21 protein-coding genes and 1 pseudogene are annotated in these 23003 nt (G+C 49.8%); 4 read left to right on the forward strand and 18 right to left on the reverse strand.

What is annotated here, in order from left to right:
* Positions 1-3: 3 nt before the first annotated feature.
* Positions 4-942, reverse strand: a complete 939-nt coding sequence (gene ribF, locus J4614_RS07425; RefSeq protein WP_000767311.1) for a bifunctional riboflavin kinase/FAD synthetase — start codon at positions 940-942, stop codon at positions 4-6.
* A 7-nt stretch (positions 943-949) separates the two neighbouring features.
* Complete coding sequence (locus J4614_RS07430) at positions 950-1165, reverse strand: DUF2575 family protein (RefSeq protein ID WP_001538903.1); 216 nt, start codon at positions 1163-1165, stop codon at positions 950-952.
* A 105-nt stretch (positions 1166-1270) separates the two neighbouring features.
* On the opposite strand from J4614_RS07430, the gene rpsT reads away from it, so the two are divergent.
* The 3 genes from rpsT (at position 1271) to J4614_RS07445 (ending at position 5447) form a co-directional block, all read left to right on the forward strand.
* Positions 1271-1534: a 30S ribosomal protein S20 gene (rpsT, locus tag J4614_RS07435; RefSeq protein WP_001518655.1), complete on the forward strand. Its 264-nt coding sequence runs from the start codon at positions 1271-1273 to the stop codon at positions 1532-1534.
* A 460-nt stretch (positions 1535-1994) separates the two neighbouring features.
* On the forward strand, positions 1995-3368 hold the full coding sequence (locus J4614_RS07440; protein ID WP_000099988.1) for an MFS transporter: 1374 nt from the start codon (positions 1995-1997) through the stop codon (positions 3366-3368).
* A 39-nt stretch (positions 3369-3407) separates the two neighbouring features.
* Positions 3408-5447 carry a glycoside hydrolase family 31 protein gene (locus J4614_RS07445; protein WP_001116449.1) on the forward strand — a complete coding sequence of 680 codons (2040 nt, stop codon included), beginning with the start codon at positions 3408-3410 and terminating at the stop codon, positions 5445-5447.
* 54 nt (positions 5448-5501) lie between these two features.
* On the opposite strand, the gene nhaR is transcribed toward J4614_RS07445, so the two are convergent.
* From nhaR to J4614_RS07480, 7 genes and pseudogenes are all read right to left on the reverse strand, one after another.
* Positions 5502-6401, reverse strand: coding sequence for a transcriptional activator NhaR (nhaR, locus tag J4614_RS07450; protein WP_000062872.1), 900 nt, complete (start codon positions 6399-6401; stop codon positions 5502-5504).
* A gap of 61 nt (positions 6402-6462) precedes the next feature.
* Entirely contained in the window at positions 6463-7629 is a 1167-nt protein-coding gene (gene nhaA / locus J4614_RS07455; protein ID WP_000681340.1) for a Na+/H+ antiporter NhaA, read from the reverse strand.
* A gap of 162 nt (positions 7630-7791) precedes the next feature.
* Positions 7792-8251 (reverse strand): annotated as a pseudogene (locus tag J4614_RS07460) (hypothetical protein); the annotation flags it as partial.
* Positions 8252-8316: 65 nt separating this feature from the next.
* Positions 8317-9570 carry a hypothetical protein gene (locus tag J4614_RS07465; protein ID WP_000457885.1) on the reverse strand — a complete coding sequence of 418 codons (1254 nt, stop codon included), beginning with the start codon at positions 9568-9570 and terminating at the stop codon, positions 8317-8319.
* Between the two features lie 17 nt (positions 9571-9587).
* On the reverse strand, positions 9588-10784 hold the full coding sequence (locus J4614_RS07470) for an anaerobic sulfatase maturase (protein WP_001189142.1): 1197 nt from the start codon (positions 10782-10784) through the stop codon (positions 9588-9590).
* A gap of 103 nt (positions 10785-10887) precedes the next feature.
* Positions 10888-12381 carry a sulfatase-like hydrolase/transferase gene (locus J4614_RS07475; protein ID WP_000754364.1) on the reverse strand — a complete coding sequence of 498 codons (1494 nt, stop codon included), beginning with the start codon at positions 12379-12381 and terminating at the stop codon, positions 10888-10890.
* A 20-nt stretch (positions 12382-12401) separates the two neighbouring features.
* Positions 12402-13166 (reverse strand): outer membrane protein OmpK, encoded by a 765-nt coding sequence (locus tag J4614_RS07480; RefSeq protein ID WP_208293120.1) that lies wholly within the window; start codon positions 13164-13166, stop codon positions 12402-12404.
* Positions 13167-13621: 455 nt separating this feature from the next.
* On the opposite strand from J4614_RS07480, the gene J4614_RS07485 reads away from it, so the two are divergent.
* Complete coding sequence (locus J4614_RS07485) at positions 13622-13918, forward strand: 5'-nucleotidase C-terminal domain-containing protein (protein WP_001542932.1); 297 nt, start codon at positions 13622-13624, stop codon at positions 13916-13918.
* A 204-nt stretch (positions 13919-14122) separates the two neighbouring features.
* Here the strand turns inward: J4614_RS07485 and J4614_RS07490 are convergent, their stop codons facing one another.
* From J4614_RS07490 to bcfB, 9 genes are all read right to left on the reverse strand, one after another.
* Positions 14123-14284, reverse strand: a complete 162-nt coding sequence (locus J4614_RS07490) for a hypothetical protein (RefSeq protein ID WP_001072135.1) — start codon at positions 14282-14284, stop codon at positions 14123-14125.
* A gap of 1358 nt (positions 14285-15642) precedes the next feature.
* A complete protein-coding gene (locus tag J4614_RS07495; protein ID WP_000558466.1) occupies positions 15643-15927 on the reverse strand; it encodes a hypothetical protein in 285 nt (94 codons plus the stop codon).
* 67 nt (positions 15928-15994) lie between these two features.
* Positions 15995-16840: a DsbA family protein gene (locus J4614_RS07500; RefSeq protein WP_023214082.1), complete on the reverse strand. Its 846-nt coding sequence runs from the start codon at positions 16838-16840 to the stop codon at positions 15995-15997.
* Positions 16841-16904: 64 nt separating this feature from the next.
* Entirely contained in the window at positions 16905-17636 is a 732-nt protein-coding gene (bcfG, locus tag J4614_RS07505) for a fimbrial chaperone BcfG (RefSeq protein ID WP_077909935.1), read from the reverse strand.
* Positions 17602-18120: a fimbrial protein BcfF gene (locus J4614_RS07510; RefSeq protein WP_001243228.1), complete on the reverse strand. Its 519-nt coding sequence runs from the start codon at positions 18118-18120 to the stop codon at positions 17602-17604. The genes bcfG and J4614_RS07510 overlap by 35 nt, the downstream gene beginning before the upstream one ends.
* 15 nt (positions 18121-18135) lie before the next feature.
* Complete coding sequence (locus tag J4614_RS07515; RefSeq protein WP_208293121.1) at positions 18136-18681, reverse strand: fimbrial protein BcfE; 546 nt, start codon at positions 18679-18681, stop codon at positions 18136-18138.
* Complete coding sequence (locus tag J4614_RS07520; RefSeq protein ID WP_000701256.1) at positions 18682-19689, reverse strand: fimbrial protein BcfD; 1008 nt, start codon at positions 19687-19689, stop codon at positions 18682-18684.
* Positions 19690-22311, reverse strand: a complete 2622-nt coding sequence (gene bcfC, locus J4614_RS07525) for a fimbrial usher BcfC (RefSeq protein ID WP_208293155.1) — start codon at positions 22309-22311, stop codon at positions 19690-19692.
* A 4-nt stretch (positions 22312-22315) separates the two neighbouring features.
* On the reverse strand, positions 22316-23002 hold the full coding sequence (gene bcfB / locus J4614_RS07530) for a fimbrial biogenesis chaperone BcfB (protein ID WP_000742551.1): 687 nt from the start codon (positions 23000-23002) through the stop codon (positions 22316-22318).
* Position 23003: the final 1 nt, after the last annotated feature.

The raw sequence follows: 23003 nt of genomic DNA on the forward strand, positions 1-23003 counted from the left end.
GGATTACACCTGCCCGGCTAGCCCAAAAAACTTGCGGGCCGTTAACTCATCGCGTGCGATTTGCGCTTTTAGCTCATCAAGCGACGCAAATCGCTGCTCATTACGTATCTTTTTACGCAGTATTACATCTATATGGCGACCGTAGAGGTCCATTACAACGTCCAGCAGGTGCACTTCCAGTTGTTGACGCACGCCAGCCACCGTTGGACGAGTGCCAATGTTCGCTACGCCGGGTAACGGCTTATCGCCAAGCCCGGTGACTTCCACCGCATAGACCCCTTTTACCGGGGAGACCTGACGGCGCAGCGGTAAGTTCGCCGTCGGGAAGCCAATGGTACGTCCCAGCTCGTCGCCATGAACGACACGCCCGGAAATAGTAAAGGGATGTCCCAGCAGGCTTTCGGCAAGCGCCAGGTTATCTTCCGCCAGCGCCTGTCTCACTGCGGTACTACTGATACGCACGCCGCCTTCACAAAAGGTTTGGGTGCTGGAAACCGCAAAACCATACTCCGCCCCCGCCTTCTGTAATAACAAGAAATCGCCCGCGCGGCTAGCACCAAAGCGGAAATCATCGCCGACGGCAAGAAATTGCACGCCAAGTCGCTCCACCAGCAGTTCGCTGATAAACGTTTGCGCCGTCAAAGCGGCAAAGCGGCGATCGAATTTCACGCACAGCACATAGTCCACGCCGCACTGCGCAAGGTAATGCAGTTTTTCACGCAGGCGCGTCAGGCGAGCGGGCGCTTTATCCGTCGCGAACAGCTCCAGCGGCTGCGGTTCGAAAATCATGACCACCACCGGCAGACCGCGTCTGCGTCCTTCTTCCTGCAAACCCTGCAGTAGAGCGCGATGCCCTCGATGTACGCCGTCGAAATTACCAATGGTCAGCACACACCCATGCGGGGCCTGACTGAGATTATGTATGCCGCGTATCAGCTTCATGTCTGACTCAAAACAGTGAAAATCGCAAGAGTATACCTTGTACAGCGGTCAAGGTTAACCGACTATTGCCCTGAGGAAACATAAAGAAGATGCTTTTCATCGCCATGCGGCAAACTCCGCCCCAAAACCCGCCGCTTAATGCAATTTTTCTCATGGAAAGGCTGTATTCACAGCACGCAAGCTGGTAGAATCCTGCGCCATCACTACGCAACGAGTGCTGCAATTTAAACGGCGCTTATTTGCACAAATCCATTGACAAAAGAAGGCTAAAAGGGCATATTCCTCGGCCTTTGAATTGTCCATATAGAACACATTTGGGAGTTGGACCTTGGCTAATATCAAATCAGCTAAGAAGCGCGCCGTTCAGTCTGAAAAGGCTCGTAAGCACAACGCAAGCCGTCGCTCTATGATGCGTACTTTCATCAAGAAAGTATACGCAGCTATCGAAGCTGGCGACAAAGCTGCTGCACTGAAAGCATTTAACGAAATGCAACCGATCGTGGACCGTCAGGCTGCTAAAGGTCTGATCCACAAAAACAAAGCTGCACGTCATAAAGCTAACCTGACTGCACAGATCAACAAACTGGCTTAATCGCCTGCTTGTTATCAGCTTTGTAAAAAAACCCGCGTAAAGCGGGTTTTTTTATGCCTGCTATCTGCCGTTTTTCTCGTCAACCGCTGGCGCCGATCTCACTCGTTAACGCTCTTACTAACCAGCCTCTTTTTTCAGCTACTCCTCCCTTAGCCACGTCACGTAATACTTGAAAGTTATTTTCTTTCACTGTTTTCCTTTTTTTATTTCATTATTAAAAAAACTGTGACCACCTTAGCAAATAGAAACATCGCTCATTCAAAAACTAATAAACGCAATCCTGATGTAAGATTTGATAATTGATTGATGCCGTCGGGTTAACTACTTTTCATGTACACCTTACTCACTCATTTTAATCTGAGGTTAAATTCAGAAACGACATAAAAATAATATTTAAAACTTGCTTAGAAAGTAGAGGTTGTTTTTCTGGGCGTATCGTACCAATATCGGAGTTATCATTATGAGTTCTGTCATTGAGGATACCCAGCCTTCCGGGTCAGCATCATTGTCTTTACTACAGCGTATTAGCTACGGCTCTTTGGATGTGGCGGGTAATCTGCTGTACTGCTTCGGTTCAACGTACATTTTATATTTCTACACAGACGTTGCGGGCATTAGCCTTGCCGTAGCAGGCGTTATCCTGCTGCTGGCGCGTATTATCGATGGCATAGACGCCCCCATATGGGGGATCATCATCGATAAAACGCGTTCACGCTACGGTAAATGTCGTCCCTGGTTTTTATGGTTACCGCTGCCTTTTGCGGTATTCAGCGCGCTGTCATTTTGGTCTCCTGATATCAGTATGACAGGAAAAGCCATCTATGCAGCAATATCTTATATGATTGCCAGCATTCTATTTACCGGACTTAATACACCACTCAGTGCAATATTACCCCTGATGACCTTATCTCCCAAGGAAAGACTGGTTTTAAATTCCTGGCGAATGACCGGTGGGCAAATTGGGGTTTTATTAATGAACGCGACCGCCTTGCCGTTAGTCGCTTTTTTAGGTAACGGTGATGATCACGCTGGTTTTATTTATACGGCAATTACATTTGCCATTATATCCTGCGCGCTAACGCTCTTTGCGTTTAAAAACATTCGTGAAATGGATACGGATAAAATACAGCATGAACCTAAGTTGCCGATGAAAAAAAGTTTCGCGGCGATGAAAGGTAACTGGCCGTGGATCCTGATGGTGCTGGCTAATCTGATCTTCTGGATTGCCCTACAGCAGCGCAACACGACCATTGTCTATTATCTGACCTACAACCTCGACCGTAAAGATCTGGTACCGCTGATTAACAGCCTGGCGACGATTCAGATCCTGTTTATCATCGCTATCCCCTTCTTTAGCAAATACCTGGCTAAAACCTGGATATGGGTAGGCGGTCTGCTGGTCGCCACGTTTGGCGGCGTCATGATGTGGCTGGCAGCGGACAACATTACTTTCCTCATCGCCGCCTGGATACTCGGCAATATCGGCAGCGGTATCGCCTGCTCAATGCCGTTTGCCATGCTGGGGTTCGCCGTCGATTTCGGTGCCTGGAAGACCGGTATTAAGGCTACCGGCATTCTTATCGCCTTCGGCAGCACCTTCTGCATCAAGATGGGTAGTGGCCTCGGCACCGCTTTCGCCGCCTGGATCATGAACAGTTTTGGCTATGTCCCCAACCATGCCCAGAGTGCTGCGGGTCTGGAGGGAATTATCTGGGCCTTTATCTGGGCACCCGCCCTACTCTTCGCGCTCGCAGCGATCCCACTACTTTTCTTTCGCAAATACGAAGCGATGGAAGAGAAGATTCGCCACGATCTGGAAACCATCAACTCATAACGTTCTTTACCTTCACCCTCGAATATGGGAGGCACCACCATGCCATTTATGCAACAAGACCCGCGTCGTCTGGTCTGGCAGCAAAACGATCGCTATTTATGGATTGAACCCTGGGGCGAGAACAGCCTGCGCGTACGCAGCGGCCGTCATCTGCCGGTAATGAGAAATGAAGACTGGGCATTGACTGAGCCAGTCGCAGAAAGTCAGTGCCACATTGATTATGAGCACCACCAGGCAACGCTGACCAACGGCAAAATTATCGCTATCGTCAATCAAAAAGGACAAGTTACCTTTTACCGCCATCCACACAAACCCCTGTTGCAGGAGTTCTGGCGCCTGCGGGGCGAAATTGGCGAGGATGAATCATCTCACGGCCAGTACGTCAGCGCACTCAACCTTGAGGGACGCGAGTTCCGCCCTATTCAGGGTGGGAAATATTCACTGAAAGCCCGCTTCGAAGCCACCGAAGGGGAAAAAATTTATGGTATGGGGCAGTATCAACAGGCCAACCTGGATCTCAAAGGATGCGTGCTTGAGCTGGCGCAACGTAACTCCCAGGCCTCAGTACCGTTTATGCTCTCCAGTCTGGGCTACGGATTTTTATGGAACAATCCGGCAGTCGGACGCGTAACCTTTGCCCAAAACGTTACCGAATGGGAAGCGCAGGTCAGCGAACAGCTGGACTACTGGATCACGGCTGGCGATACCCCGGCAGAAATTAGCCGGGCTTACGCGCTGGCTACCGGCACACCGCCGATGATGCCGGACTACGCCATGGGCTTCTGGCAGTGCAAACTCCGTTATCGTACGCAGGAAGAGCTGCTGGAGGTCGCCCGCGAATATAAGCGTCGCAATCTGCCTATCTCAGTGATCGTTATCGACTTCTTTCACTGGCCGAATCAGGGTGACTGGATGTTCGATGCGCGCGACTGGCCCGATCCTGATGCCATGATTGCCGAGCTGAAATCGCTGGGAATTGAGCTGATGGTCTCCGTCTGGCCGACGGTAGATAACCGTACCGAAAGCTATCGGGAGATGCGCGAAAACGGCTGGCTGGTACAAACGGAACGTGGCTTGCCGATCAATATGGATTTCCTCGGCAATACCACTTACTTTGATGCGACTCATCCGGGCGCGCGCGACTACGTCTGGGGCAAAGCCAAACGCAACTATTACGATAAAGGCGTGAAGCTATTCTGGTTAGATGAAGCCGAACCTGAGTTCAGCGTTTACGACTACGACAACTATCGCTACCATGCCGGGCCGGTACTGGAAGTGGGCAATATCTACCCACGTATGTACGCTAAAACCTTTTTTGACGGCATGAAAGCTGATGGCGAAGACCAGGTTATCAACCTGCTACGCTGCGCCTGGGCCGGCAGTCAGAAGTACGGCGCGCTGGTCTGGTCAGGGGATATTCACTCCTCGTTTAGATCGCTGCGCAACCAGTTTGCCGCCGGACTCAATATGGGAATCGCGGGGATACCGTGGTGGACGACGGATATCGGCGGTTTTCATGGCGGTAATATTCACGACCCGAAATTCCATGAATTGCTAATTCGCTGGTTCCAGTGGGGCGTCTTTAGTCCGGTGATGCGTCTGCACGGCAACCGCGATCCGCAAATTTTACCCGCGCAACCGTACCGGGATGGTATCGCCCAGTGCCCTACAGGTGCGCCGAACGAGGTCTGGAGCTACGGTGAGGAAGTATGCGACGTACTGACAGGTTGCCTGGCGTTGCGAGAAAAACTCAAGCCCTATATCAAAGCGCTGATGGAGGAAACCCATAAGCACAATTCGCCAGTGATGCGCCCCCTGTTCTTTGAATTCCCCGAACAGGAAACAAGTTGGGCAATCACCGACCAGTATTGTTTTGGTCCTGACCTGCTGATCGCCCCCGTCATGCATGAAGGTATGCGCGAACGTGATATCTGGCTACCGGAAGGGGAAACATGGACGGATCTTGCGACCGGTGAAAGCTATTCAGGAGGGCAAACGCTGCAGTACGCTACGCCACTGAACAGAATTCCGGTGTTTATCCGCGAAGGTGGGCAGTACCGCAGCCTACTGAATTTGTAGAATGACTCCGGCTGCGGGCTAGTACCGCAGCCGGAAGTATTACGGTAGGTACGTCTACTGTAGTTTAAACAATGCCGAGTAGTCCGCATTGCAAATACGCTGCACCGCCGGATGCTGGATCATTCTCTCGGCAAAAATCGCATGATATTCTTCCATGACATTCTCCACGCGCCCAATCTCTATTACCGACTCATCGGCATAAAAATCCAGCGAATAAAGGCTCGGCGCCACAAAAATCGCATCGTGCGTCGCGCCAAACGCCTTCATTAAGGCCGCGTCATCAAATTCACCGAGGATCTCAACCTGCAACCCCTGCGAATTAAACCAGTTCAACAACTTACGCCCCAGCATTGAGCGACGTCCCGGCACCAGCAACCGTCGCTCTTCCAGGCAGGCAGGGAACGCTTTTTCAGGAAGCGGATTCGTACACCAGAAACTGACGCTGCATTCGCCGATTTTGACTGAGAATAGCCCCTCCTGCTGCGTGGAATCTATCGGGCAGTCGGAGATAATCATATCCAGCTTGTGCTGGCTGAGCTGTTCGAGCAACATTTCGTGCGTCGACTCAAAGCAACGCAGATGTATGGGTTCGTCCACCACCACCGCTGCATCCAGAACGCTGCTGACCAGACGCTTAGATAAAGCATCGGCGACGCCGACATCAAACAACAGGTTTGATTCTTTGCGGTAATTGACGATATCCAGCATCTCCTGGCTTAGCGTAAACATTTTGTCCGCATAGCGAAAAACCAGCTCGCCCAGTTCGCTGGGCTCAAGACCGCGTCCCTTACGTTTAAATAGCTTCCCCTGTAAACGCTCTTCCAGGGCTTTAATTTGACCAGTAATGGTTTGCGGCGTCAGAAAAAGCGCCTCTGCGGCACCCACGACAGAACCTTCTTTATAGACATGCCAGAAGTAATAAAGATGGTTGTAGTTAATATGAGACATGCTCATTCCTCTCCCTGTTCAATGTCGCAAGGGAGCGATACATCGCTCCCCCTTTCCTTCGTACTGGTTATGCCGGCGCGTTCAAACGCGCGCGCAACCAGCTATACCCCACCACTGCGGAGAGCAATGAACCAATCAAAATGCCCAATTTCGCCCAGTTAATAAGTTCCGGATCGACATTGCCAAATGCCAGGCTGGCGATAAAGATGGACATCGTAAAGCCAATGCCACACAAAATGCCGACCGCCATGATTTGCTGATAAGTGGTCCCCTGCGGCAGATGCGCCAGCTTGAAACGCAGCGCCAGCCAGCAAAACAGGCTAATCCCCAGCGGCTTACCAATCAGCAGACCGGCAATAATTCCCAGCGGCAGCATGGAGGTCAGACCGTCAATCGTGACGCCCTGAAGAGAAACGCCGGCATTCGCAAAAGCGAAGAGCGGCAGGATCAGGTACGCGACCCACGGGTGCAGAACATGCTCCAGACGCTTCGCCGGCGAGCGACCGTGTTTTTCTTTCAGCGGAATAAAGAAGCCGACAATGACGCCTGCCAGCGTCGCGTGAACGCCGGACTTCAGTACCGCCGTCCACAGCACTGCCCCGACCAGAATATATACCCCTGTCCGTCTGACGCCGCACAGGTTCAGCAGCGCCAGCACGGCAATCGCGAACGCCGCCACGCCCAGCGAGACGATAGAAAGATCGCTGGTATAAAACAGTGCGATAATAACGATGGCGCCGAGATCATCGATGATTGCCAGCGCCATCAGGAAAATTTTCAGCGCCAGCGGAACCCGGCTGCCCAACAGCGCCAGCACGCCCAGCGCAAAGGCGATATCCGTCGCGGCAGGAATAGCCCAGCCCTCGCGAGTGACCGGATCGGAGTAGTTAAAGGCCAGATAGAGCAATGCCGGTACAATCATCCCGCCGATGGCGGCAATCACCGGAAAAGCGGCCTGGCGCAGACTGGCTAACGAGCCTTGCATCAGTTCGCGCTTAACTTCCAGGCCAATCAACAGGAAAAACACGGCCATCAGCGCATCGTTGATCCACAGCAGCATGTTTTTGTTGATTTCAAGCGCCCCAACCCGTAGCTGAACCGGCGTCTCCAGAAAATCATGATACCATCCACTGGTCGCGCCCATATTGGCCATCAGCATAGCCAGCGCAGCGGCGATGATGAGAATGATGCCCCCAGAGGCATCGCTGCTAAAAAATCGGTGCAGATGTTTCACTTTTTATTCTCTCAATCAGGTGAATTCTTCGAATCTACTATCTTACCTCGCCTGACTCATCGTTAAAATTAGATTATATATGATGAATAGCTCGTTTTTTACGAAATGAAGTCCGACTTACGCCGGACTTTTTTAGTGCAGTCAGTCATTGATGATAGACCGCTACGCGTACAGATCCATTTTATACACCCGGAAACTGGTAATATCGTAGCGATAGCCTTCCCCGTTCGTTTCCGCGTTTTTGTAGTAACCTGACGTCATGGTCGCTTCAAAAAGCACGGTTTTCTCCGTAGGCGCAATCTCCTGTAAAATTAGCAGCCCCATCGCCTCACTGCCCGCCTGCGGATCGATAATATCGCTCTCGCCAGGCTGGCAAGAGATGGCGCGGCCATAAACGGATTAAGAATAATCAACGCATTTTGTACTGTATTACTTTCTGTAATCTGGCTGAGGCTGTGCTCATAAATCGCCGTATGGTTGAGCACCATCGCATTTTGCTTATCAATCCTCTGATTGACGGCAAGACACGGGCCAAGAAGCGTATTCTTTTGATGTTTGAACGGCCCCATGATCTCTCCAGTATATCGTTGTCGTTCCTTGCTGGAACAACGAAATAGATACGCTGGAGAGGGTTGGGCTGATAATCAAAAGCCATCGATTCAGCTCTATCACACGGCATGCGATGCGTTATCCGACCTTACGGGATTGATTATATTCATACTTCAGATAATCCAGCGTTGCCGTCACATTTGCCGGTGACAGACGATTAAGCTGCGCCAAAAAAGGATGCGCATACAGATAATTAATGAACGCCGTCGCGCCTTGTAACGTAGCATAACGTTGCTGGGTAATTTTTTTATTACCGGTGAGATTACACACCGCCATAGCATAATCGCGGGTAGAAAAAGTACGCCAGACATTGTTACGGATACCGCCGCTTAAAAACAGGCGTGGCGGAATATCTTTTTGCAGCGGCGTCGTACCGCGTTCTTTGACAAATGAAATATGGCAACGGCCCTGATGGACATGCGGCATGTTCGCCATCATGCATCCCCCCAGAATAAAGCATTCATGATCGAGGTAATGCTGAACGTTTAAGGAGCGTTCGTCCGTCAGCATCCGCACCAGTTCAAAATGGCGGTAGGCAGGCAACACCGGCTTTACGATCATTCCGGAGTCATTCTTATATAACGAGGCCGGACCGTAATCGATATCAAATAAAGTTTCGCGGCGCGCTGTAATCGCTTCCTTACGTTGCACCATATGCGCCAGTGTTCCCGGAGGTAGCCGTTCTTCATAATACGACTGATACTGCCAGGCTTTATCCAGCGGCTGTGCTGAATAATTTGACGAAATCGCCACCACCCTTCCGCTTTGTTCTTCTGCCGTCACCAGAACATACAGGCTGCTGTCTCCACCGTTATAGTTCACCCGGAAAGCGCGGGTGCTGAGTGCGATATCGAAGGCCGGAAACTGCTGGCATCGCTCCGCAAGGTTTGCATTACGGGATAGTTTAAACAGCGCCCGGTTAAGGCCTGTGCTGTCTAATTTCAGCTGTGAGCGGATCCCGGCAAGCGATGTCCCTTCCTCAATTAGGGTTGCCAGCTCGTCCTGTCGGCAATCGCTTTTTGCCTTTTCGGGGACGATGAACGTTTTCCGACACTGACTACACGCCATGCGGTGTTCTCCCTGAGTCGAGAAGCCGTATTTCTTTAATGAGGTGCTGCCGCAGGCAGGACACTGTTTGACCAGGCCTTTCCATCCCCGGTTTACCGTGTGGCGAAAAAGATTTAACGCCCCAGCGGAAATAACAGGAAACAGGAAACCACATTCCCGACAAAGAACATCTTTTCCCTGGCGGACATAATCCGGACTGTTCAACACGCCCAGATTTTTACATCCCGGCGTTTTACAGCAGTCCACATTAATATTGGCAAACATGCGTTCCTCCTTGAGCATTACTTAAAAAAAACAGACCGGATCTCCGCCGGTGACAGGTTATTTACGTAAAGGGTTTTCATCGCTTTCATCATCGGTGCGGTATGAGAGAAAAAGCACTGATAGCCGGCACAAAGATAGTTTTGCTTCATCGGTCCGCAAGCCGAAGGCAAAAAGCGGTGTTTAGGGCAACCGCCATAACAGGCGAATTGCCACGGGCAGGTATGGCATTCCTGCGCCATCGTGCGGCTTTTATCGAGACCAAACTGCTGGTTTTGCGCGCTATTATTCATCTGACGCAGCGGCGTGTCGTTAATATTGCCGAGCTTATATTGCGGGTAAACGAAATGATCGCAGTTATACACATCGCCATTCATTTCCATTGCAAAAGCGCTACCGCAAACGGGCGCAAAAACGCAAACCTGAGGGGGGAGTCCACACCATGCCGCCAGCGTTTGTTCAAAGAGTTGAATGCCGATATCACCAATATCTTCGCGGATCCAGATATCAAAAATGGCATTCAGGAACTTTCCAAACTGTAATCCGTCCACTGACCAGGGGGTTACTGCGGTTTTCTCGTCCTGCGGATGCGCCAGCATTCCGTCTTTATTTGCCGCTCTTTCCACTAGCGGAATAAACTGCATATAGCGGCTGCCGATAGATTTCAGATACGCATAAACCCGCTGCGGGTGTAGCATATTGCTCTGACTCACCACCGTGAGAGTATTAAATTCAACGCCATGACTCGCCAGGCATTTTATCGCCTGTTCAACTTTATGATGGGTAGGTTGCCCTGCGCGAGTTACCCGCCATTCGTCGTGCAGCGCCGCATCGCCATCAATCGAAATACCAACCAGAAAGTCATGCGCCCTGAAGAATCTTGCCCATTCATCATCAATCAGAATGCCATTGGTCTGAAAAGTATTAACGATGGCTTTTCCATTAGCATAACGTTGCTGGAGCGCTACCGCCTGGCGGTAAAATGGCAGCCCCATCAGCGTCGGTTCCCCACCCTGCCACGCAAAAATCACTTCATCTACGTCCTGCGCCGCAATATGCTGTTGCACAAACAACGCTAGCGTTTCTTCCGTCATCTTGTAATGGTTTTTTCTATCGGGATAGAGCATTTCCTTTTCCAGATAGAAGCAATATTTACAATCAAGATTACACACCGACCCGGTCGGTTTGATCATTACCTGACAGCTTTTCCGTTGCATATTTTCCGTATCCCTAAAATAAAAGAACCTGACTCAGCACGAGGGCGCTGAATCAGGCGGGCAGAGCCCTAAGTGGCATACTTAATTTTTTATAATTATCCTTTTAGCCCCAGGTCACCGGCGTTGGTTTGTCGCCACGGGCTTTCATTAATGAGTCGTTATCGATGTCCTGTTTCATTTTCAGGAACTTGCCATACAGCTGTTTTTCAATTTCAGGCTGTTTGCCAATTTGGTTCAGCGTTTCGAACCGATCTTTTTTCAGGTTATAGAGGTATTTAGGTTTATTTTCACGATCGATGATCATTTTCCAGTCACCGTCGCGGATCGCCCACTCATCGGTCGGATCATCCTGGAACGGCATATCAATACCGAAGATCAGCGGCTTATTACGTTTTAACGTTTTCTGCTCCAACAGCGGAACCAGCGATTGCCCGTCGTATGTACGATCAGTCGGCAGTTTGAAATCCATCATGTTCGCCAGCGTCGGCATCCAGTCCAGACCATACACCGGCGTATCGGTAACGACGCCCTGTGGAATGTGTTTACCGTATTTGATAATTGCCGGAACGCGAATACCGCCTTCCCACAGGTTATCTTTACGTCCGCGCAGACCGTCAGTCTCGCCTGCGAGGTTCAGCTCGTAGACTTTACGCGCTTCACGCGTCACCGGGCCGTTATCACTGGTGAAGATGACAATGGTATTATCTTCTTCCCCCATCGCTTTAATTTTATCCAGTACTTTACCGACTTGCGCATCCATATAGCTGATATTGGCGTAATATTCACCGGTACCGCGCCACGGTTTATCCGCCCAGTCGCCGTAGAACAGATCGGGATGCTGCTTCTGGTATTCGCTCATGTATTGTGAATACATATCGAGGTATTTTTTCGGCGAGGCCAGCGGGCTGTGAACTTCCGTAAAGGCAACGTATAAGAAGAACGGTTTGTCGTCTTTCTTGTTATCTAGCCAGTTCACCACTTCAGAACTGACAAATTCGCCGCTGATGCTATCGGCACGATCAATATGTTTGCCGTTACGCATCCAGCCGGTTGGGTGAACGACGCCGTAACGCGGGCGCTCTTTGGCATTATCCAGCGTAGCATCGGTCACAAAGCCAGCCGGGTTCACCAGCGAGTAATCAAAACCTAACTCTTTCGGCTGCGGCTGATCGGTACGATCGCCCCCGGCGTTGAGATGCAGTTTACCCATCATCGCGGTATCGTAACCCTGCTGTTTCAGCAGATTGGCTATGGTCAATTCGTTACGTCCAATAGAAACATTAGTACCTTCAGGGATCCAGGAGCGTACACCGGTGCGGAAGGGCATACGGCCTGTTAACATCCCGGCGCGGGAAGGAGAACACAAAGGAGCCGGCGCATAGTATTCAGTGAATTTGACCCCTTCTTTCGCCAGGCGGTCAATATTCGGGGTTTTCACTATCTGGTGACCGTAAGTCGCCAAATCACCATAGCCAAGATCATCTGCCACAATAAAAACCAAGTTCGGGCGTTTTTCGGCAGCCGCGTGCACGACAGATATCGTACTTGTCGCACAAAGCGCCAGTCCAATCATGCTGGCAATGACTGTTTTTTTCATTTCAACTCCTTTGATTTTATTTAAAATGAATATCCGACCATATAAATCATCTGGTCTCCATATCCGTCATAACCTAGTTTGTTCGCGAAATAACGATATGTCACAGTAGCTTTCCAGCGGGGATAAAATTTCCATGCCAGTGTTAATCCACCATTTAATCCATTTCGACCGAATTGCTGCTCCGTATAAGCGTCATTTCTATCTAGTTCGATTTCATTCCAGTCAGATAAAACAAAATCTTCACCAAATAAATTAAAATTATAGGCTGCAGTCCAGCCAATAACATAGCCATTCCAGCCGCTTGTCTGCCCATATTTCTGCGAGACATAATCACCAGATTGATTATGCAGACCAATATAGGGTTTGAAGAACCCCCAACTCCCGCTCCAACCTAAATACCCCGCTCCATAAAACATATCGAGGTCATCGCCCCATGAGTTATCCCATTGACCATATATCTTGCCGAAGAAAGTATAATCTGAATCAAAGAGTCGTACATGAGTCATGGCAGAAACAGTATGATTTCTTCCAGCAACAGCGTGATTTAACACGTTGCTTTCAATAAATGAATAGAATTCTGCCTCTTTGAAGTTGACACCAAAGTCAGCAGTTACTTTCCACACCTCCCCACGATGTACATCGACGAATCCACTATTCCAGTCAGCATAACCGGCGTTAATTGATCCAAATGAATTCTTATATTCCAGTGCATGTACAGAATGGCTAAAAACAGTAGATATTGTAAGTAAGAGACTAAATAATACTGTTCGCTTTATCAGAGACATTGAATATATTTCCCATAGTTATATTTTATTCATCAATGAATATGTTTTACTCCGGTGTCAAAGTTTAACCAAATCTAGTTATAGAATAGTGATATAAATCTCACATCACGCAGGATAAAAGTATTTAAAAATAATGTGTCGAGAAATGTTTTTTTATAAAAAATAACTCAATGTTTATTATTAAATCAACACTTCATCTTTTTAGGTCATACCGCAGATTTAGTGTTGTACTAAGCTTTACCTTTTGGATAACTGATAACAAAGATTGATGTGATTTGCCCCGCTGTTCCGTAACTCAGGGAGGGATCCGAAACGGTCATTTCCCCCTCAGGAGTGCAACTCTATCGCTGTAAGCAATACCTGAAAACCTGCCAGCTCAGCCATCACTACAACGGTGCCCTCCATCACACCATTATTGATATGACGATGATTACCTGATCGGTGATGTTCTAAGTATGTATCCTTTTACTAACGACGTAATGAGCGTGGAAATTAGCGGTAACGCTCTGAAGGCGATGATGTCTCATGCAGCCGATCCGAAGAACGGCATGCAGCATGTATCGAAAACGGCCAAATTCAAACACTACAACACAAAACCGCTGGTACAGCGTATTGTCAAATTTGATATCAAAGGTAAACAGGTCGCAGACAGTACATTCAGTACCGTCGCACTGGATTCCTTTATCGGTAAAGGCCGTGGCGGATTTGACTTCACGAAAGGTAAAAATGTCAAAGGCATTAAAGGGCTGTAAACCTCGCAGGAAATTGCTGATTATATGGAACATATCAATAATATCGTTCCGGATCACACCATGCGTGTTGACGACATCAATAAATAAAACAACTCTCATGCGGTCGTTATCCGATGGCGGCAGATTGATATTATCTTCGCGGGAACGGTAATTACCGTTGTCAAAAACCAGAAACTCCACGATACCCGGTTCGCTGCTTTCAACTCAGACACCAGGATAAAGGCTTAACGGCGCGGTGCCATAAGGATTAAGGGTAATAACGGCATGTTTATATGTATTGTCCTCACGAATTTGGTCGAGGAGCTGTTGGTATATGGCGTTATGGTTTTGCACCATCGCGTTATCGGTATCAATTTTCTGATTCATCAGCGCTCTTGGTACAGGCATGACGAGTGAGGACTGTTAATTTACGTACATAATGATCTCCAGACTATACGTTATGAGACTTCTGCAATGCAGAGGCAATTTCTCTGCCCGTCCAACGTAATATTCTGAAGATGTGCAGCATAGTCACTACGTATAACACAATAACAAAAAAATCATAAAAATATTTTATACCGCTATTAACTCATAAAATTTCACCCTGAGAAAGCAAGTCATCATCGAATATTTATTTAGTTCTTTTTACCTATATCCTATAGCATCCATAAGACCGACCAATAGGCCGAAATAAACGTTACACCAGGTAACATAAATTATCATTCAAGCACATAAAAAATGCTTAACCTAAAATCATAGCAACACTTAATAAAATTAAACATAAACGGCAGCAAAATATTATTTTTATGTCCTTTTTTGTGACCAACCGCATTTTCAAATTAATGAATCACAACAGACAATTCTCATCAATTGAATAAAAAATAATGACACACATATTATTTGTCGCTCAAAAAAATGGTTTAAGAATCCTTAAACGACGCGTTATATGCATACCTCATTAAATATTGATAAAACAGGATCAACATGCTTATAAAAAGAACACAAAAACAATAACATTTATTTCACTTAAACAATTTAGCCAATTTAATGACAGTTGATTTCTCAGGCCTGTCGCCCCAACCTATCCTTGCTCATAGCATAGCGGACACGTTGCAACGATGCTGACTATACGGAACAAGTGGGATATCATGGCCTGAAAGCACAAATGGAGTAATCATGAGACAGCATAAAATAAATAATGAGTTTATTTACAATAAATGATTAAGAAAAATCACGTCTTTGAGCAGTAATGCAGCGTTCAAAATAGCATTTATGCGGGCCCGGCGCCTGAGCTATTTAATAGAAAACGCACATCATGAATTGATTATCCGTGAAGGTGTTGCGTACGCCGTTTGGGGGGAACGGGGCAAATTTATCAGCGATACTAACCTGACACAGCCAATTTATCTATTACGCCCCAATCTTAAAAATAGGTTTACAGGAATTACTTATGACCTTACCGAGGCATGGTATAAAAATAAATGAAAAGATCGTTATTGATACAAGCGACCTTCCCCAGCCCTATACCTGTAAAAAACCATACCGACATAAAAATATCATCGCAGTAATCATTTCTATATTTCTGGCGATGCTCGCCTTATTTTATCTTCCAATACGCCTCTAGCGCTGTACGAGAAGATAAGGCGATCACTAAGCGGATATTTTCGGTGGTTATCATCTCTGTTTTTAAGCAACGGAGCACTTAACCACCGTTATTATGCCTCCTTCAGATGTGCATACTATGTTCAGTCATAAATAATCCGCAGCAGCGCCAGCTGTTTGTCCTCATCCAGGTAATGAGGTTCCACCATCGCATACGGTGAAGCGATCGACGTAGTCATATTCTCCACGATAATATGGCGCTCAATACCGTCCTGCCGATGGCAACGCACTTCCAGTACCCCCGTCTCATTCCAGCATCCTGCTTCAACAACCGTTCCCTGAAACCGTATCTGGCTTCCCGCCTGCGCCGCACCGATAACCATGAGCGGCAACCACAACGCGGGCACCACATAGTGTCTGACATGCATAATAAGCCTTCCTGCACTTCTGGTGGCGGTTAATAACGAGAAGCTTTCGCTTCCCGACAAGTGAACACTATCCCTTCGCTTTCTGAATCGCCATTTGCAACATATCCTGAGTCGTGCTTCCCGGGATCACGGTCACCCGTTTTACATCATCGTTTTGCGTCTGAGGCATGACGACAAAAGCAGGCGTGCCGCTAAAATCCATATGCTGCGCCAGTGCCTGGTTAGTGAGGAGCGCATCATGTACTGCACCGCTGCTTTGCGCTTCTTTTACGGCGGTCAACTGCGTCGGCGTTAGATAATGTTGCGCCAGGGTATAGACATCGTGTTCCGTTAACGCGCCTTCCACTTTGCCGGTAGCATACAGGGCATTATGCCAGTCGAGATATTTTGCCCCGCCCTGGGTAAGCCATACCTGTTCGCCGACTCTGGCCGCCAGTCCGGATACCGGCCAGCGGGAGGAAAAAATAGGAAACTCTTTGAAAATAAACCGGGTATCCGGGTTCGCCTTAATCAGGTTTTCGACCACTGGCGCCATTTTGCTACACCACGAGCACTGGTAATCAAAGAACATCACCACCGCCGCTTTTGCCTCGTTGGGCCCAACGGAAGGACTGCTGCTACTGAGCAACTCAGCACGATACTGTAATGCCAGTTGAACATATGCCTGTTGTTGCGCAATCTGCTGACGCTGATGCAATGTCTCGCTGGCGGCGACCAAAAATTCCGGATGTTCGGCCAAATACGTTGCCACCACCTCTCCCACTTTATCCGGATGACTGACGATGTAGGCTTCCGCCGTCGGACCAATTTGCGACGTCGGGGCAGAATCGGCGGCGATTGCCGAGGCGGATACGGCAACGCCTGCCAACGTCAACATCGCCAGTCGGGAAAGTTTTAACGCGTGATAATACATAATAAAAGTCTCGTTCGATAAGATCGGAAAGCCTCCCGCTATCGGGAGACGCCTGAAAAATAGGTTAATGAATACGCGTCAGATCCACGGTTTGCGCTGGCATTACCCGCCCATAGTCATTAATACTTTGCCAGCGCACAGTGCAGCGAACCGTGTGCCGGCACCAGTCCGTTTGACGCGTTGCAAAGGGAGCCACGACCCCGGCGTTGTCCTGGGCGCGCTCGTTAGCGCGTAATAAAAAGAGCGTAACGTAATAGGGTGTCGGATTGCGTACCGTCGCGCCATCAGGGGTAAGCGACCAGCTCAGATGCCGGTAGGCCTGCTGCGGATTGCCGGCGAGTCCCTCAGGGCGATAGAGCAATTTTAAAGCCGAACGAAACGCCATTTGTACACGGTTCGCTTCCGGTTTACCGGAGGGAATAGCGGCGATACTCAAGGTAAACAGACTTTCCCTGTCGGCGGGTAGCGGTTCGCCGGTATAAACCACCCGCAGCGTGTTTTCCTGGCGCGCTGAAAGCATAAATAATGGCGGCGTGACCACGAAGGGCGTGATATTTCCTTCGTTTTTGGTTCCGGGCCAGCGGCCGCCAGGTAAAATATGCGTATCAATTAACCAGGACGCTTCTGAATGGTTACTTACCGGTACGCTTAATGCCGGGGCGTCCGCATGATAGATAAAGCGAGTACCGCCAATCACCACGCCAGCCTGCGCCCATGATATGGGAAGCAAGCACCAATATATTGCGCAGCGTAAAAAGAACTTATTCATAGGCAAGAATGAAGGTTGCGGAGGCATTGGCATCCCCGGGCGTTACCGTGCCGCCATCGGCAAGATAACGCGCGTAAAATTGCAGATGCGCCGACGCCTGGCCCGGACTGAGCGTCACTACATCACTCTCCTGCCCCAGTGGGATTAAGGTTTTATTTTGATCATAAAGCGCAATCCCAATGCCTGAAGCGTCGCTTTCCCCTGCGGTAAGCGCCAATAAATCCGTATTACGGCTGTCCCCCGCACCGCTAAAACTGACCGTTACGCCGCTGGCAGTGCTGCCGCAGTTTTGTAAATCGATAGCAAAAGGTTGCCATGCGGAACCGTCGCCTGCGCGATAAAACTGCCGTTGAGAAACCGCGCCCATCGCCACGTTAATATTTTCCGAGTCTGGAGAGAGCGAACACGTATTGTCCGTGATGGTTCCGGAGACATAGACCCGGCCATCGTGCGCCTGGACGCCGGATGCCGCCAGCAGCATCCCGATGCCGTACAGGATATCGTTACGCATAATTACGATGGCTCCTCATTCATACTGCATATCGAAATACATGACCGCCGTCGCGTTCCCGGACGTGACCGTAGGCCGGGTCGATTTATAGCGAATATAAAAAGACAGCGTGTTGCGTCCGGCTTTCAACGGATAGACCACTGAGTCGGCATTATTGATACTGATGGTCTCCTGATCATCATTCAGAATTTCCACCCCTACCCCGCTTGCTAACATGTTTCCGCTTCCCATCCCGGTATCGGTGATCGCCAGTAGCGCGGGATTGTCCGGATCGGGTTCGCCGGTAAACCAGATCTTCGCCCCGGCAATTCCTCGGGAACAATTTTTGAGGTTGATATTAAAGGGCTTAAATTTTGTCGTTGTTCCTGTCGAAGGAAAATCGCCGACCGCAAACTGCCCTAAATCAATACTTTGACTGAGGCTGGAAATATCTATGTCGCAGGTTTGCGCCACAATAGTGCCGGTAAATTCGAGGTTATAAGCGAGGTCGTCAGCGCTGGCATTGATTTGTGGACACAGCATCAGTCCCATGGCAAAAAGAGCGCAGTGTGATCTGTTCATTTAGTCAAAGTCCACTCGCAGGCTGGCCAGCGCGGTAAACGCCCCTTCCGCTGGCGTTTCGCCTGTTGTACTCACCGGGTAGGCTTGCAATGTGATGTTAGCGCGTCCGGCGCTATCGGTGATAAAAGGCGCGACGCTCTGTGCATCATTGGGGATAAGCGCGTTTCCTTCATCGGTTTCGACCACTACGCCGACATCCGCATTATCCGAAGCGATAGCCTGGGGAACGTGGCTATCCGGCGTAGCGATAAGACGCATCGTTAAATTGACCTGCGAATCCAGGCCGCTGCACTTTACCGGTACGCTAAATTTTTTCGCTCGTACCCCCTCCGGCTTTTGGCCTGCATGGTTGAAATTGCCACTGTACAATGCGCCGAAATTCACCAGAATCGTTTGTCCGGCGTTGATTTCGCAACTTTGCGGTACGGTCACCGTTCCACTATAAAGAATGCTGTACACGACATCTGTCAGCGGATCGCCTGCGGCGGTCATGACATAAACATTGAACATAGTCTTAGGACTAATATTCACCGTGCCGACGAACGGTTTAACAATTTTGAGCTGAAACTCCAGATTTGAGTCACGAACGTAAAACGGTTGACCCGCTTTCACATTTTCATCATATCCCATCAGGACATTGTTCATTGGCGGATAGATATCGCCCGCCGAAGAATCCTCAATTCGCATTCCGCCTTCAAGATAGTCCGGGTCCAGCTTTAAATATTTCCAGTTACCGCTCGTTTCTACGATCGGATATGGCGACACATAGGAGCGATAAGTCTGGCTATTGGTCGCCGCGCCGGCGGGACACACCGCCTGTACATTAACTTCCTGGCTTTTTTCCAGTTGAACCGTCTTTCCCACCTGGTTTTGTTCTGCCGTCAGAGTGGTCGTTAAATCGTAATTAATACTGGAAGGTACACCGTTAACGTTTTTACACACGTCTGCGAATGCGTACTGCGATACGACACTTCCCACCAGCAGAGCAAATAAAAGAGGTATTTTCATTTAATGACACTCCGCATGTTGTCGACTCAGAATCTGACGGGAGGAAGAGAGATGATAGGACGCGACACACTGTTGATCCGGCAGGTTCCCCCAGCGAACGTGCAGAATGCCTTGCGCTGACAACCCGGAAAGATAGACTTCCCCGGCCTCGTCAACAATCGCCTCCGCATGACGATCATTCACCGTCACCGTTGCGCCAAAGGGGACAGGCTTACCGTTATGATTCAGCGTTACCAGGGCACGCGCGCCGACTCGCGCTTTAAAGCGGGCCAGAACCAGCGCACCTTCGGTCGGCACAACGCGAGTCACCGCGTCATCAATATCGACATCATCAGCCATCGCGTTAACGTCCAGCGCCATACGGTTTTGGCGATATGTTGTCGCATACGGCACCACCGCATAGCCACGCGCGTCCGTATGAATACCCGGCTGGTCGACAACGCCGACGTTGGCTGCGCCCGGCGCGGCAATCAAAATATTGGTATTGCCCAGCGGCTGGCTTAGCGTCACTCCATGCGCGTGCGCCACCAGGCCGCCGCTCAGGCCATAATTCACCTGCTGGTAATCGCCGTTATCGCTAACGTTATAGCCAATGTTGGCGTTGCCTTTCGCCCCATCGTATTCCAGGCTGGCGGAGCCGCTTTCGCCAATACCGTGATTCTGATAACCTTGCTGTATGTTGTAACTAAGATTGTTTTCGTCCAGCAGTGTGCCGCTAAGGCCCGCATTCTGCGTAACGTTATGCTGTTTATCCGTACTGGTGCTAAAGGTAGCGTAAACATTGTGATGGCGCGTAACCTCATCATCGTGTTGCAGCCATTGACTTAGCGGCACCGAGATATTCAGCGCGAAAATTTGATCGCGCTCCGCATCGCCTGCGGATTTGTTATTGTTATAAGAAACACTCCATGCAATACCCGCCAGCGTATCGCTGTATCCCACCTGCAACAAAGAATCCTTTTCATCAGTGTGCCAGTAACTTTGCTGACTGCCGGTAATAAAAAGCGATCCCAACCCGCCTAGCTGTTGATTGATATCGAGTTGTACTTTCCCCCTCCTGGTACAATAAAGATTGTAATAATCCGCCCATTCCGGCCTGCTTTTATCGCTGTCAGTCCGACTGTCATCGTCATAGCCGCTCATCCGTTTCCACGTGGTATCATCCAGCGTATAAAAGCCCGAGGTTGAATAGCGATAGCCCATAAGCTGTAAATTGGTTCCTGACTGTGCAAGCGATTTGGCATACAGGAAACGCAGCGATTGCCCCTGGTAGGTGTTATTATCCGCCAGCGTACTGGTAGCCTGGGTGACATCCAGCGACACCGCGCCCCAGTCGCCCAGATTTGCGCCGCTGCCGATCGCCAGCGCGTGATAATGACTGGAAAGTTGTGTTCCGCCATACAGCGTAAAACCATGCGGTAACCCCCATATCAAGGTCGCCTGACTGAATTTCACCTTCTCTTTTTGACTACTATCGCTGCGATACTCCGCCACCGTCGCCGCATACTTCAGCCGCCCTTCTCGTTGTAGAATCGGCACGGCGGAATAGGGCACGTTATAGCGATTAATAGAACCGTCAGACTCTTTGACTTCCACAGTCAAATCGCCGCTGGCGGCGGTAGGATAGAGATCATTAATAGTAAATGCCCCGGGCGGCACATAGCGCTGATTGATGATGTAGCCGTTTTGCCGAATGGTCACTTGCGCGTTGCTTCTGGCAATGCCGTGAATGGTCGGCGCGAAGCCTTTCATGCTGTCTGGCAACATATTGTCGTCAGACGCCAGTTGTAGGCCGCGAAAAGGAAGGCTGTCGAATAATGCGGAGGGGGTATAACTATCGCCTGCCGTCAGTTCTCCCTGCAAAAAGACCACATCACGTTCCAGATAGGTACTGATGTGCTGCCAGTCGCTGTCGCTATTCTGGTCGCCGCTATTCGCGTTCCATGTGGAGTAGTCGCGTAACCGCCAGGCCCCCAGATTAAGGCCGCTATTCAATCCAAGAAAATAGCTGTTCTCCGCACTGCCGCCTGGGCTCCGATCCTGACTATTCGCGCCGGTAAAGGTGTAATTCAATAGCAACGCGTTAATACCTTCATCCCAGTATTGCGGTGGGATATAGCCTCTGGCGCTGGCAACCATCGCCGCCTGCGGGATGCTAATGTCGAGACGTTGCTGCGCAAAATCAAAGCGGGTCCGGGCGGCCGGTATCGCACTGGCGAGATCCGGGCAACTTCCCGCCGCCGCCTTCGCCAACAGTGGAAACGCCCCGGTGTTTACCCCCATATTTTTAAGCATTTCAGGCGTCAGGCAGGCGCGTAATCCGCTGTCATCGGTGGGCGCGCTTTTTGCCGTCGTTTTCACCGCCTGGAAGGCTATGTCTCTGGTCGCGAGAAACGTATTGTTCAGGTAAACGTCAACGCGATACATTCCCGCCGCCTGGGCATTACGGGAAAAGGTCGATAAGTCGGCCACCGCAGACGGGTCGTCAGACAGAAATGCCGGGTTGAAATAGTTTTCCGCCCACCCCGGCGCAGGCGCCAGTGCGATAGCCAACGCCAGCGGGGTTAATACGGGTTTAGCTACGCTGGAGTAATATCGCGTCATGAAAAGCTGATTACGCATAACATCATGAAGCTGGACAAACGCGTGCTGGCGTCGTTGCGCCAAAATCGTTTACCGTGCGCAAAGATACCTGGCCGGGCGTCGCCGGGAGAGTGATCGCGCCTTTCGGCGGTACCATAGTATTCGGCAGTTTTTTCCCCGCGCTGTACAGTTCAACCATCGAAACGTAGTACGGCGAAGGGTTAGTAATCGTTAGCTGGCCGCGCTCGTTACGGCAGCGAAGCGTCGACGGGGCATGAGCTGGCGCCTCCGCCAGATTTTTCGGGCGGATAAATAGCTTAATCACGCTTTGCGTCGCAATTTGCAGGGAGTTGCCGGTCAATTTATTTTTATCGACAGAGGGTATCGCTTTACTGTTTAAATAAAATACGCTTTCGCGATCGGTCGGTAATGACGGCCCGACATACATAATACGTAATATATTTTCTTTTTTAGGCTGGATCACAAAGAGAGGCGGCGTGATGATAAAATCCGTCGAGCGTGAACCATCGGCATTGGCGACCCATGACTGAATTAAAAAAACATTGCTGGCAGAAGAATTAATAATCGGCAAGGAGGTTTGCTTACTTCCCTGCGGATAAATCACCCTGGTCGCGCCCAGCGCAATGCCTCCCGCCTGCGCGGCAAACGACAGGCCGGCCGCCGACAGCAGTAGCAATAATCGAAGGAAAATCGGTACGTTTTTTTTCATC

Source organism: Salmonella sp. 32031103-2018-00083-FB-01-SM-01, assembly GCF_017571995.1.
GTDB classification, from domain to species: domain Bacteria; phylum Pseudomonadota; class Gammaproteobacteria; order Enterobacterales; family Enterobacteriaceae; genus Salmonella; species Salmonella enterica.

Bases quoted from the DNA above. Each gene is read 5' to 3' on its own strand.
- ribF (WP_000767311.1), bottom strand. From the start codon at position 942: ATGAAGCTGATACGCGGCATACATAATCTCAGTCAGGCCCCGCATGGG.
- J4614_RS07440 (WP_000099988.1), top strand. From the start codon at position 1,995: ATGAGTTCTGTCATTGAGGATACCCAGCCTTCCGGGTCAGCATCATTG.
- J4614_RS07445 (WP_001116449.1), top strand. From the start codon at position 3,408: ATGCCATTTATGCAACAAGACCCGCGTCGTCTGGTCTGGCAGCAAAAC.
- nhaR (WP_000062872.1), bottom strand. From the start codon at position 6,401: ATGAGCATGTCTCATATTAACTACAACCATCTTTATTACTTCTGGCAT.
- J4614_RS07465 (WP_000457885.1), bottom strand. From the start codon at position 9,570: ATGTTTGCCAATATTAATGTGGACTGCTGTAAAACGCCGGGATGTAAA.
- J4614_RS07470 (WP_001189142.1), bottom strand. From the start codon at position 10,784: ATGCAACGGAAAAGCTGTCAGGTAATGATCAAACCGACCGGGTCGGTG.
- J4614_RS07475 (WP_000754364.1), bottom strand. From the start codon at position 12,381: ATGAAAAAAACAGTCATTGCCAGCATGATTGGACTGGCGCTTTGTGCG.
- J4614_RS07480 (WP_208293120.1), bottom strand. From the start codon at position 13,166: ATGTCTCTGATAAAGCGAACAGTATTATTTAGTCTCTTACTTACAATA.
- J4614_RS07485 (WP_001542932.1), top strand. From the start codon at position 13,622: ATGTATCCTTTTACTAACGACGTAATGAGCGTGGAAATTAGCGGTAAC.
- J4614_RS07490 (WP_001072135.1), bottom strand. From the start codon at position 14,284: ATGAATCAGAAAATTGATACCGATAACGCGATGGTGCAAAACCATAAC.
- J4614_RS07495 (WP_000558466.1), bottom strand. From the start codon at position 15,927: ATGCATGTCAGACACTATGTGGTGCCCGCGTTGTGGTTGCCGCTCATG.
- J4614_RS07500 (WP_023214082.1), bottom strand. From the start codon at position 16,840: ATGTATTATCACGCGTTAAAACTTTCCCGACTGGCGATGTTGACGTTG.
- bcfG (WP_077909935.1), bottom strand. From the start codon at position 17,636: ATGCCTCCGCAACCTTCATTCTTGCCTATGAATAAGTTCTTTTTACGC.
- J4614_RS07510 (WP_001243228.1), bottom strand. From the start codon at position 18,120: ATGCGTAACGATATCCTGTACGGCATCGGGATGCTGCTGGCGGCATCC.
- J4614_RS07515 (WP_208293121.1), bottom strand. From the start codon at position 18,681: ATGAACAGATCACACTGCGCTCTTTTTGCCATGGGACTGATGCTGTGT.
- J4614_RS07520 (WP_000701256.1), bottom strand. From the start codon at position 19,689: ATGAAAATACCTCTTTTATTTGCTCTGCTGGTGGGAAGTGTCGTATCG.
- bcfC (WP_208293155.1), bottom strand. From the start codon at position 22,311: ATGCGTAATCAGCTTTTCATGACGCGATATTACTCCAGCGTAGCTAAA.
- bcfB (WP_000742551.1), bottom strand. From the start codon at position 23,002: ATGAAAAAAAACGTACCGATTTTCCTTCGATTATTGCTACTGCTGTCG.